Raw genomic sequence first — 11443 nt, 5'->3', positions numbered from 1 at the left:
GGTTGAATTATTGTGTCCATAATCGAGTTTGTGGACACAATCGATTTGTGTCTCAACCTCAAATCATGCTGGCAGGAGTAGTCGAGGTAAAGACGGCGCTGGCTTTACGCTTACCTTTGAGCATGTTGCTATGTGATCCAATTTGCTGTCGCGACTAGCCGACAACAAGTTGATTTTTTTCTGTCGCTCGACGGCAAGTTGATCTTTGTCGACATTTCGCCGAAGCGACAGCAAGTTGATCCTTTAAGACTCACAGAGAAAGACCCAAGAGCGAGTTACGCTAACTATCACGATGAACACTCACTCCGTGATGATCATGATGAGGACTCATTCCGTGACGATAACGATGATGATGATGCGTAGCGCAAATAGCGTCGAACGGTGTTGCGTGAGATCCCGAGTCGGAGGTCAATCTCTCGTATGGGAATCTGGTCACGAAGGTGCTAGAGTCGAATTATGCCTAGCAATGCCACGTCGATCACTCCGATCCTCTGCCAACAAGACAGGTGGGGTGCCCGATCAGGGCGTGAAGCGGCGCGTCGAGACGTCGCTGGGTGATTCTGACACTCCCCTGGAACCTGCGGCCGAAGCGATATTGAAATTCCTGCGTACGGTCTTCTAAACTAATTAGGAATGAACGGCCGAAGAATTGGGCCTGCGCGCACCGTTCTTCGGCCTTCACGTGGGCTAGCAAAGCGGTGTCGCAACCCAAGCAATTGCAGATGCTTGTAAAGCGTTCGGAGCAGTCGAAAATGTGTCGACATGCCTTGGAAGTTCTATCCACATCCTGGTTCAGGCGATTGAATAACACAATGCGTTGGTGAGAATGTACGCATTTTAGAGCAGAACTGTCTGCTACTCTTGCACACTGTACAGGACTGCAGAGAGCTCGACCGATGCAATAGCCAGGCGATTGGCATTCTTCAACGAACTGCGGTGTCACTAAATTCAAATACCGAAAAGATAGCAGCTACTGATGTTGACATTGACCGATGAAATTCGCGACTACATCTCTCGTACGCACGCCTATGCGTGGGCTTTGGCGCAAGCTGATGGTAAGAAACCTGACGAGCCGGCTTTAGTACACGCTTTCTTGGCTGACTCAATGTGGCCCGTGCTGCAAAGTATCCTAAGAGCGAGAGCCGCTCCTGGTTCAGACATTATCGTCAGAGGCATCTTCACTCATCAGACTCCAACCGTGAGGGAGATAGGCGCAAAACGAGGGTGCGAGCTCGCTGATTTGATGCTGGTTCGTATGCATGTGCCAGCCGGTTCGCTGGATCCAGCATACGGAAAAGCACTGCTACTGCAGGCGAAGCATAAAGCGGGGCCATTTACCGAGCCGCTCACAGATGAGGGCGATTCAACACAGCTGAAGCTCTATCAGGAGTGGGAACCTTTTGAAGGAGTGAAGCGGCTCTCTGCATCGCCACCGGGGGCTGGGGCTGGTACTGCTTGGAACTTCAGGGATAAGGATTCTCCACCGGCTTGGCCGACGACAGCACAATATCTCACTGTACTGCAAGGTCAGCCATTTGAGCTCAGTGACACAACCCAACCAGCAACATGCGCGGTAAATGCCACTCTCTCGCATTCTCAGATATCGTCGAACAAGTGGCCGGGAAATAGTGTTTGGGCAAATGGGCCAGTGCCCATTAAGGCTGATGTTGAGCGTGGCGCTGATTGCCCTAACGATTTTGCCCAGACCCTGGTGGACTTTGTCAAAGGTCAGTGCGGACGACCGTTCGACAATCGACCAGTGCCTGGCTCGTCCCATTGGTCATTGTTTGTGGCGGAAATGCTGAGATTTGCAGGCTTGCCAGACTACACTTTTGGTTCGAAAAAACTGACGAGAACGCAGGTGGTTAATGCGTTTTGTTCAATTTTACCGATGATTGCAGAACAGCAGACGAGGGACCTTTTAGCGACCGGCATTCCCAATTTTAGTTTCACCAACAGCGGAATCAGCGCAGTTTGGCAAAATAGTTCCTCTGGCGGTATGGCCGGAGGCCCTAGGGAAGCTGGTGAACCGGGATTAGCCGTGCCTCAAGGTATTCCGATACTCTTGGTGCTGTCATATGGTGACGAACCCAAGTTTGATTGATTGGGAGTAACGTTACTTTTCTTAGGGAGGCACTGATTTATTCATCTGGTACCGTTCCCTACGGCTGTCCGACCTGAGACAATATCTGTATCGCCACCGTCCGCCATCGACCATGCAAAAGAGCTTCTCCGACCTCGAATACGCCGCCAAGAAGAAACTAACGCGGCGCGACCGCTTCCTGGCCGAAATCGACAGCGTGACGCCGTGGGGTAAGCTGCACAAGCTGATCGAGCCGTTCTATCCGAAGGTCGAGGGTGCTGGCCGGCCACCGATTGGATTGGCGCGCATGCTGCGCATGTATGTGGCCCAGCAATGCTTTGGATTGTCTGACGAAGGCATCGAAGACGCAATCTACGACAGCCAATCGATTCGCGCCTTTGTCGGCATTGATCTGGGCCGCGAGTCGGCGCCGGACGCGACGACCTTGCTGAAATTCCGCCACCTGCTGGAAGCCAACGCGCTGACGCGCCAGATTTTCGACACTATTAACGGGCACTTGGCCGAGAAGGGTCTGATGATGCGCGAAGGCACCATCGTCGACGCCACGCTGATCGCCGCGCCGCCGTCCACCAAAAACAAGGAAGGCAAGCGTGATCCGGAGATGCACCAGTCGAAAAAGGGCAATGACTGGCACTTTGGCATGAAGGCCCACGTCGGCGTGGACGCGCGTCTGGCCTGGTGCATACCGTCATCGGCACGGCCGGCAATGTTGCCGACGTGACGCAGGCGCACGCGCTGCTGCACGGCGACGAGAGCGCCGCGCTAGGCGACGCCGGCTACCAGGGCGTGGAAAAACGACCCGAAAACATCGGCAAGTCGGTGACATGGCACGTGGCCATGAAGCGCTCCAAACGCAAGGCGCTGCCCAACAATAAACTGGGGCGCCTGACGGAAAAGCTCGAGCATCTGAAGGCCAGCGTGCGGGCGAAAGTCGAGCATCCGTTTCATGTCATCAAGAACCTGTTCCGTCATCGTAAGACGCGCTATCGCGGCTTGACCAAGAACACTGCACAGCTTTTTACCTTGTTCGCCTTTGCCAATCTGGTGCTGGCTGGACGGCGCTTTACGATCACCGAATCCCGTAGTCCGTCTTGATTGCAGAAAGACGCGCAGCATCACGTTAAATTGAACGAAAAACGGGCTTGAACGGCTCGCCGGTCGGGCATTTGGCGCGCCAGCCTCGTCAGAAAACCGAATTGATCAGCGCTTCCCTAGCATTCACAGCCTGACCTGTTAACTCTCCTCAATCACTTACGCTACCAGGTAATTGGTATCGCGCTTATCCCGTTCCTGCCGATGAACTGAGATGGCGCACCAGTCTTGCTCTGCCCCTGTCGATTGATGCGAACGGTTGAAGTCATCAGCACGCACGCCTTAATCGCCCGGGTGATGCCAACATAATGTAAGTTTAGGCATTGCGTTTCGTTCTCAAAAATGACATGACCAAACGTTCCTGGAGGATAGAGGCGTGTTGGAATGACATGATCATAAAGATCGGCATGGAAGACAAGGTCGAATTCCAGCCCTTTGGCTTTGTGCAGCGTCATGATCTGAACAGCATCGCGGCTTGGACAGTGAAACCAGCGAAGCTTGCTTGCATCATCGCACACGGATTTAAGCTCAGCTTCCCCGATAGACGAGACCGTTTGGCCAGTAATGAGAGAGGTCGCATCAAGCACGGACGCAACTAGGTCTGTGGCTGCGCACGTCCGACACCGCAAAAGTACTCGCCGGAGTTCGCGTCGCTCTACTCGACTCAGCTTAAGTCGCCCAACCCGCTCAATCAGCGGCTCTACGGTTAACTGCGAGTCATAGCGCAACCTCAGCAGATCCGTGAAATGACTTGATTCGGTCGACGGTGTCGTCTCGAAAGGACTATCCTCGACTAAATAGTAGTTAACCTTCAGGTGATCCGCAATCAACCGGGCAGAATGCTGATGCCGGCAAAAGATGGCGACTCTGCTTGCCAAGTCCACTCCGAAGTGGTTCATCAGATGAGGAATTGCGGTTGTCAACCAAGTGCCAATCGCACGCTGATCGCCACTGCTTGTTTTCAAGAACACCCTAAAGTCGTTCGTTGGATTGACAGCGTGATTCGGATTGAGTAGGCGCTGTGCGTAGTCGTTGACGGACGGATGGCTGCGGAAATTAGTTGTGATTGCAAACTGCGCAAAGCCGCTGCCTGGCACGGTAAGCTGTAAAAGATATCTCGTATCCTTGTGTGCGAAAGCATAAATAGACTGATCACCGTCACCCACCGCAACGGCGCTTAGGCCTAATGTCCTGAGATTCAGGAAGAGTTCGTGTTGGAAATATCCGCTGTCCTGATATTCGTCGATAAACACGGCCCGATATCGCGCCACAAGGTATTTTCGACAGGCGAGAGACTCAATGAATACGTGGCTAGCGAGCATGCCTACAGCTTCTAGCGGGACATAACCCTGTGCTAGCGCTCCCTGCAAGAACGGTAGGAAATCGGCTATGTCTGCAACAGTCGCTTGTTGTATCGGTTTTATCGGCAGACTGCTCGTCAATTGAACCGGCAGCTCGCTAAGCTTGGCCGTCTTAACTTGAGTGGCAACCAGCATCAACTGCCGCGCAAAAGGAAAAACGATTTCGCGAAGGCAAAATTCATCGATCGTGCCGAAGAACGAATTTTTGACGTCGAAAGCACTTTCTTTGCATCGGCGCTCTAACTCGTCGCTCGCTTTGTTCGTGAAGGAAATGGCGATGATGCCTTGATGGGGATGCAGTCCCGGTATCAAGTTCCGGATTTTTCGTGACAGGACGCTAGTTTTTCCACTGCCGGGACTGGCAACGATCACCATGTTGCTCAGACATTGAATGGCTTGATCCTGCTGCACACTGGGGACAAAGTTAACCATAATCAAGCTTTAGCTGCAGCGTTTATAGAATACAGCAACGGCTTTAACAGATGCCCATCGAGCGGTGCTTTCAGCGCAGGTCCGCAGTGCTCAATAAATTGCTGCATGCGGATGGCTTTTTTCCCTTGTAAGTAGGCGATAGCCTCAAGCACTGTATAGCCTTTGAATTCATTGAGCAACGCTTGAAGTTCGATAGCAATGTCATGCTCCAGATCAATCTGCGAAAGAAATATCCCCTTAGAGCCGACATCTGTACTCACCTTTTGCCAAGTTCCATCAACAAGCGAGGCTTTTTGATCGTATGGTAATGGGCGATGCAGCTCCAAAGGCAGGCCTGCCAGTGATAGGGCACGGTTGATGCCTGCGACTTGGCGCCATGTTTCTTGTGCCCCCTGCTGACCGATCAGAATGTCGGAGACGTCGTTATCAGTTCGCATAGACCAGGGAATTTCCAGCGCGTCCAGTACCCGGCAGTAAACCTTGAATGACACGCCATCGACAGACAACAGCGATACGTTGCATTGGTCGAGATCGAAACTATGAGCGCGGGCTAGTGCAGCGTAGAACAACATTTCCGACGGCCCCTCAACTAGCATAACCGCAGAAGCGAAAAACGCTTCCGCTGGCAGGATACTCATCCTGTAGCTAAGCCCTGTCCAAGTACTGTCGATGCAATGGGAACACCCTTGGCTCGCCGCACGAGTAGCTCCGTTGTTGCGCAGTAAGCGGACGACCGAGTCGGGGCGATAACTAGCTGCGATCTGTGGGGAATGTGAGGTAACAATAGTCTGGCCTGGCAGCTCGCTTATAAGATAGCTTGCGAGTTTACGCTGCTGATGGGGATGTAAGTGTGCCTCCGGCTCTTCGATGCAATAGATTACCACCTCGCTATCCTGATCATATTCCAGCACGCTCTTAACCTTCCACAAGGCTAAAAGAATCTGGTTGTTTCGGCCGTCGCCACCTAGCATCACTGGCGAACCATTGCTGCTTGCTCCCAGCTCCAACTGTTCGATGAATTGCTGCATATCGATCGAACCGGTGTCCAGCGATACGTTGTACCCAGCATGATGGTGGGATAGGGCCTTCAGTTCCTTATTGAGGTCATTGGTTGCTTCAGCGACATAGTGTAATTTCTTCACTCCAACGTTTATAGACTCCAAGAGCTGACTAAGCGCATGCAATTGCTTTGCATCCGCATCCACCTGCGACTCGTCGCGACACTCTTGGGCAAGACGCAACAGGTGCCGCTTTTCCGAGCGGATATATCGCAACAGGTCACGTTGGGAGTGGATATACTTCAGATGAAGGTACTTCAAATAGTAGCGACTTGGAATCTCCTCCAAAACCGTGACGTCATGACCAGCGTTGATTGTGTAGCTGAGGTCCGCGCGATTGGCGTGGAACTCAAGAAAAAAGTGACCGGTGGCACTAACGAAGCCTTTAAGCTGGGAAAGCACAGCGTCCTGAGTCACTTCGGAGAATGCAATACGTATCGAAAAGGTGTCTGCCTGCGTGCCATCATTAGCGCAATAGAAATCGCGTTTCGACGGCTCGATATCCGCATCCGACAAGCTCTTGTCCAACAGGAGTCTCAGCGCATGGATCATGTTCGTTTTTCCGACATCGTTGCTCCCAATCACCAAGCTATTTTTGGCAAAATTGATGTGGGCATCAGAGAAGTTTCGGTATTGTTTCAGTTCGACGTAGTCAATTTTCATGAGTAAAGCAAGGGAAAAGGAGGAGGAGGCATGCCGTATTAAGTTGGAAGCCCAGATAGCGATAGGTATCCTGAATTTCCTTTTAGTTTCAAGTCATAGGCCTTGGCTAATGAATCGTTTCTGGTAGAACGTCGACCTCACTTGGAATGACCGCTTTTGGCGGAACTCGGGCCGTTGGCCAAGAGGATAGCATCTTGCTCATCTGGAAAATACGCGAAATCTCACATGATCACAATGTGACATATTTCAATGTGATGGAATGTTTGATTTGAACAGGGTATTGAAGGACCTCGATTTACCCTGACAGCTTCGCAGACTCAAGCTTGGACGCAGATAAATAATAGGAAAAGAGCCAGCCGATGAGCCGGTTTTTTTCATTTCGTACTTTTTAGGGGCGCTGTCTGCGGCCGACGGTAAGCGTAAAGCCAGCGCCGTCTTGAACCCGGTAATGAATTAGAAGATGATGGCCTCACACCATTGGGAGGCGGCGTGTTGTTAAGCAGAGGGGAGCTGCGCGGCGCAGTTCCAGTGCAGGAAGGCGTCAACCCGGTTGACCGGATGGTCGGCGATGTTGGTCAACACATGGTGCAGCCAGGCTTCGGGGTCGACACCATTGAGCTTGGCGGTGCCGATCAGCGAGTAGATCGCCACAGCCCGTTCGCCACCACTGTCCGCGCCGGCGAACAGGTAATTACGCCGTCCCAAATTCAATCATGGCATCGTGCGATGCTAAAGGGTAGACGGCGGTGGGACGACGCTTACGATTAAACTGCGCGCAGATCGGGGTGAGAACAAATTTAGTGATTTTCGTATCTTCGCGACAAAGCTGAGAAACCGCACGACATCTAGTTGTACCTTTTCGGACGATTTCGCAAACGTACCATGATGATGTCGCAAAACACCCCAGAATGATGTCGGCGTACTGCTAGAACACTTGAAATACCAGATAAAGCATCCCACTCCCCACCGGCTATTTTACATAATATAAATACAACGTCATTCATGGCTAAAAAATAATCTGTTGCTACCGGGGGAGCGCAAGTCTCCGGGCCGTTTTAGCGTGTGGCAACAGTGTGAGAAAACCCTGAACAACATCCATCCAGCGGGCGCGCACTTCCGGTGTATTTGCACGTTCGGCGTTCGCTTGGGCAATCACGACCAGCGGGTGTACGTCCAAAATTTGCGCGACGGTCAACGCCACATCATCCCCGAAAACACCCTTGCCAAGCTGGAGCTTACTGACGGCGCTACGGGTGATACCGAGGCGAGTAGCCAGGGCGTAATCGGACTCAATGCCAAGGCGCACCTTCACGGCGCGCAGATATTCCAAAGTGTTCAAAGTAGCTCTCCTCAGGGCTAGCCCGCAGTACAGCGGGGATACGTCAAGGATAGTTGACTGTCGCCGATAGTGCAATGGCGACACCTCGACACGTAATCTATCGTTGACACGTATCAGTTCGTTGACGTATTCTGCGTCTTGTCGGGCGGAATTTCCGTCCCTCCTCAGGCATTCCGGCACTGTCCGGGCCGCCCGACACTATCGCCTGAGGAACGAAACCAGCCTGAGGAGGCCGCATGTCAGTTACACAAAATTACAAAACAGTCACGTTTTCCTTTGGTCAAGCGTTCGCCGCACGCATTGCGCTTGAGGATCGGGTAGAGGAGTTGAAATCGCGGTGCGAGCATTCGGCACATTGGACGGCTGTTTGGCGCGCGAGGAGCGCTGAAATGCTGGCAGATGCCATTTCCGCACTGGAAGCCCTGAATGCGGCGATGCCGGCATGAGAACGGCCGACGACAGCAAGACCATAGATATGTTTCCGCCAGCGGCGCGCGTAGTGCGCCATTTAACCCGCGAAGATCGCGATGAGCAGAAAAAATTACGTGAGGAGCGTGAGACCGCAAAGCATGAGTCGCGGTGCTGGGTAGTCGTCCAGAATCCCGGAACGGAGGATGAAGACGTTTGGGACCACGCAAGGTTCGGCACATTCCATGAGGCTTTGCGGTCAGCTAGTGCCTGCCACGTCAAATTCGATGTGATGTTCCGCCTGCCTGATGGCAGTCTCACGACGGAGTTTTGAGTATGCGCCAAGCCGACCAGCCGGAACTGCCCGGCATCAAACCGCCAATGGTGACGAAAAAGCGGGGGCGTCCGGCCATCCATGCCGACCCTTCCGCCCGCCAGCGCGCCTACATGGCGCGTAATGGAATTGTGCCCATGACTGTCCAGTTACCGGAAGCGCTTCACGCTGAGTTCATGACCTGGCTCACATCGAAGGGCAAAAAGCAAAGCACCGTCATCGCGCACCTGATTCGCACACAACTGCTGAGGAAACGTTAATCATGGCAAATAGCGATTTGATTAGCCGGGCCTTCGTCTTCGTGGCGATGACGCAAGTGTTAGAACAAGACCCGTTGATGATGAAGTTACTTTGTGCGCGATGCCAAGCCAAAGCCCCCTGCAAAGCTGATAAGGGGAATGAGCAGCTTCTCAGCCACGTCGAAGTTGCCAGTGTAGGCAGCATAGCCAGCAGTGCCGACGAAACCGACGCAAATAATGCTCGTCAGTATGACCAAACGGCGATGCATCACATTCGCGGCCTCGGTATTTGCCTTGTTCGTTTCTTGCGATTGGGCAAGCAATCCAGACAACATACTGGGAAGAACTGAGATGATTCTTTCAACATTTTCAGGACTTTCCCAGCCACTTGGGCCGGTTTTTTTGATGTGGATTTCTTCGTCCATATTTACCCTTGGCAAAAAAGCATCCAGTGTAGCAGGTGTTGCCATATGAAAACTGCCTTCGCTACTGCGCAAAAAAACAGCCGGAAAGAGGCCCGCATAACGATATGGCTGCTGTTGCCGCATCCGGTGCGCCGCCTCGTGCTGGCCTTCGCTGATATGCCAGACGCCCGCGCCAATGACGAATTGACGGCCTTCACCCGAATCGAGCGCGCCCGCATCACTGCTGCGTTGCGCTCGATGATGACGCACCTTTCCGTGGCTGAGTCGTGCATGAACGACAGCGACGTGACGACGCGCACCACAACGGTACTGCACTGATGCCGACCATCCAGCAAGAAAACGGTATCCGTAGCGTAAAGGGCTTGCCCCTGCGCTGGGGTATTCCTGCCTACCGCGAATTGAATGCGGCGCAAGCTGGCGCAATGGGCGTCATGCCTGAGGGTTACAAGCGCCTGTCGGCCATGCTGGACGAGGTAACGGCCTGCCCGCTGCCGTTGGATAGCACCGAAGCCCAGCTATGCATGCTGGCTGAACGGTGCGCGTCCGAATGCATGAACGTCGCCCTGGAAGTACACGAAGCTGCCGCCATGCGCCAGTCTGTAGAGCTGGTTGTTCGCATGTATGACATGGAGCCGTCGAAGATCAAGGACGATCGCCAGGCCGTGCTGCGCTACATGGATGCCGTCTGGTGGCGCCGCAACCTGCGCACGGTGCATGGCCGCGCCAGGGAGCATGCCGCAATGCGGCTGGGCTTCGTGTCGAGCCGCAAGGGAAAATACGTCAGCGACGAGACAGCGAAAAGCCGGGTAGGTCAGCGCCGCCGCAATCAAAAGGTGCTGGAAAACACCACGTTGGAAAACGTCGAAACGGGCCAGAAATTCGCCTTGGACGAGCTGGCCGCGAAAAGCACATCGAACCCGGTGCTACGCCGGGGCGAACTGATGCTGCGCATGGACGGCGTGGACGAAATAGCCGTTGAAATGGGCCACGTCGGCCTGTTCGTCACGCTGACAGCGCCATCTGCCTACCATGCCGTGCTGGAAAAGACCGATACACCAAACCCCCGATACAACGGCGCCACGCCACGCGAGACCCAGCAATACCTGCGTGAAGTGTGGGCGTTGACGCGCACCAAGAACGGGCATGAAGGCCTGTCGCCGTATGGCTTTCGCGTCGCTGAGCCGCATCACGACGGCTGCACGCACTGGCACATGGTCGTGTTCATGCCGAAGGATGACATAGAGCCGTTCAAGAAAAACCTGTGCCACTACGCGCTACTGGAAGACGGAAGCGAGCCGGGCGCGCAAGAGCGCCGCGTCACCTTTACCGAAATGGACCCGAACGAGGGTAGCGCCGCCGCCTACATGATGAAGTACATCGGCAAGAACATCGGCGACGGCGAAATAAAGGAAGACAAGAACGGGCGCGACATTATCACCAAGGAAATGCGCGTTGATGCCTGGGCGGGCGTGTGGGGTATCCGCCAGTTTCAGGCCTTCGGCCAGCCACCTGTTACCGGCTACCGCGAGTTACGCCGCGTGGATGAGGCAGAGATCGTTGACGCGCCTGAACACGTTCGTGCGGCGTGGTTGTCCTGCAACCGTGTCGATTTGGTGGACGAGGAAACGGGCGAGATAGCCGGACAGCAGAAATGCAGCTGGGCGGCCTATATCCGGGCGCAAGGCGGCGTCAACGTGGGTCGTCACTACCGGATAGCCGTCACTACCGAATTGCGCGTCGTGGCGGGCCGCTACGGCATGCAGGACAGGGATTGCCCGACAGGGATGCACTGCAAGAGTATGCCTAACGTGAACTACGTATCGACCCGCTATACGTGGCGGCGCTCGGGGGTGGCTTTTGACGTTGCCGTGTGCCGTCCTTGGAGTCCTGTCAATAACTGTACGCCAGCCGCTGGCCATCGCTGGGAAGATGACGCGCCGTGGCCGTCCCAGGTCGAGCCACACCACGATTTTGAGTACTTCGCAAAC

Annotated in this window: 10 protein-coding genes and 1 pseudogene; 6 read left to right on the top strand and 5 right to left on the bottom strand. The window is 54.0% G+C overall.

Annotated elements, in window-relative coordinates; genetic code table 11:
* The first annotated feature begins 976 nt into the window (after window positions 1-976).
* Entirely contained in the window at window positions 977-2104 is a 1128-nt protein-coding gene (locus tag ACQ4V8_RS21625; protein WP_436572175.1) for a hypothetical protein, read from the top strand.
* A 112-nt stretch (window positions 2105-2216) separates the two neighbouring features.
* A protein-coding gene (locus ACQ4V8_RS21620) for an IS5 family transposase (RefSeq protein ID WP_436572174.1) occupies window positions 2217-3199 on the top strand; the annotation gives its coding sequence in 2 pieces (ribosomal slippage) (window positions 2217-2769 and window positions 2769-3199; 984 coding nt in all).
* Between the two features lie 161 nt (window positions 3200-3360).
* On the opposite strand, the gene ACQ4V8_RS21615 is transcribed toward ACQ4V8_RS21620, so the two are convergent.
* The 4 genes and pseudogenes from ACQ4V8_RS21615 to ACQ4V8_RS21600 form a co-directional block, all read right to left on the bottom strand.
* The gene (locus ACQ4V8_RS21615) at window positions 3361-4989 is read right to left on the bottom strand and encodes a UvrD-helicase domain-containing protein (protein WP_436572176.1); all 1629 of its coding nucleotides are present in this window, start codon (window positions 4987-4989) and stop codon (window positions 3361-3363) included.
* A 2-nt stretch (window positions 4990-4991) separates the two neighbouring features.
* Window positions 4992-6710 carry an ATP-dependent nuclease gene (locus tag ACQ4V8_RS21610; RefSeq protein ID WP_436572173.1) on the bottom strand — a complete coding sequence of 573 codons (1719 nt, stop codon included), beginning with the start codon at window positions 6708-6710 and terminating at the stop codon, window positions 4992-4994.
* A gap of 495 nt (window positions 6711-7205) precedes the next feature.
* Window positions 7206-7415, bottom strand: a pseudogene (locus ACQ4V8_RS21605) (transposase domain-containing protein); the annotation flags it as partial.
* A gap of 319 nt (window positions 7416-7734) precedes the next feature.
* Window positions 7735-8049, bottom strand: a complete 315-nt coding sequence (locus tag ACQ4V8_RS21600; RefSeq protein ID WP_436572172.1) for a hypothetical protein — start codon at window positions 8047-8049, stop codon at window positions 7735-7737.
* A 236-nt stretch (window positions 8050-8285) separates the two neighbouring features.
* On the opposite strand from ACQ4V8_RS21600, the gene ACQ4V8_RS21595 reads away from it, so the two are divergent.
* Together ACQ4V8_RS21595 and ACQ4V8_RS21590 are read left to right on the top strand one after the other, a co-directional pair.
* Window positions 8286-8495 carry a hypothetical protein gene (locus ACQ4V8_RS21595; protein WP_436572171.1) on the top strand — a complete coding sequence of 70 codons (210 nt, stop codon included), beginning with the start codon at window positions 8286-8288 and terminating at the stop codon, window positions 8493-8495.
* A 298-nt stretch (window positions 8496-8793) separates the two neighbouring features.
* On the top strand, window positions 8794-9051 hold the full coding sequence (locus tag ACQ4V8_RS21590) for a hypothetical protein (RefSeq protein ID WP_436572170.1): 258 nt from the start codon (window positions 8794-8796) through the stop codon (window positions 9049-9051).
* An 86-nt stretch (window positions 9052-9137) separates the two neighbouring features.
* Here ACQ4V8_RS21590 and ACQ4V8_RS21585 read toward each other — a convergent pair whose 3' ends face one another.
* Window positions 9138-9500: a hypothetical protein gene (locus tag ACQ4V8_RS21585; protein WP_436571786.1), complete on the bottom strand. Its 363-nt coding sequence runs from the start codon at window positions 9498-9500 to the stop codon at window positions 9138-9140.
* Between ACQ4V8_RS21585 and ACQ4V8_RS21580 the strand changes: the two genes are divergently transcribed.
* Window positions 9501-9773: a hypothetical protein gene (locus ACQ4V8_RS21580; protein ID WP_436572169.1), complete on the top strand. Its 273-nt coding sequence runs from the start codon at window positions 9501-9503 to the stop codon at window positions 9771-9773.
* Window positions 9773-11443, top strand: a 1671-nt coding sequence (locus ACQ4V8_RS21575) for a replication endonuclease (protein WP_436572168.1), incomplete at its 3' end; no start/stop codon positions are given. The genes ACQ4V8_RS21580 and ACQ4V8_RS21575, both read left to right, overlap by 1 nt.

It is taken from the genome of Janthinobacterium paucivorans (assembly GCF_051380805.1).
Taxonomy (GTDB): domain Bacteria; phylum Pseudomonadota; class Gammaproteobacteria; order Burkholderiales; family Burkholderiaceae_D; genus Janthinobacterium; species Janthinobacterium lividum_D.
Note: the sequence above shows the minus strand (reverse complement) of the source record. Positions and strands in the feature narration are given on the sequence as shown.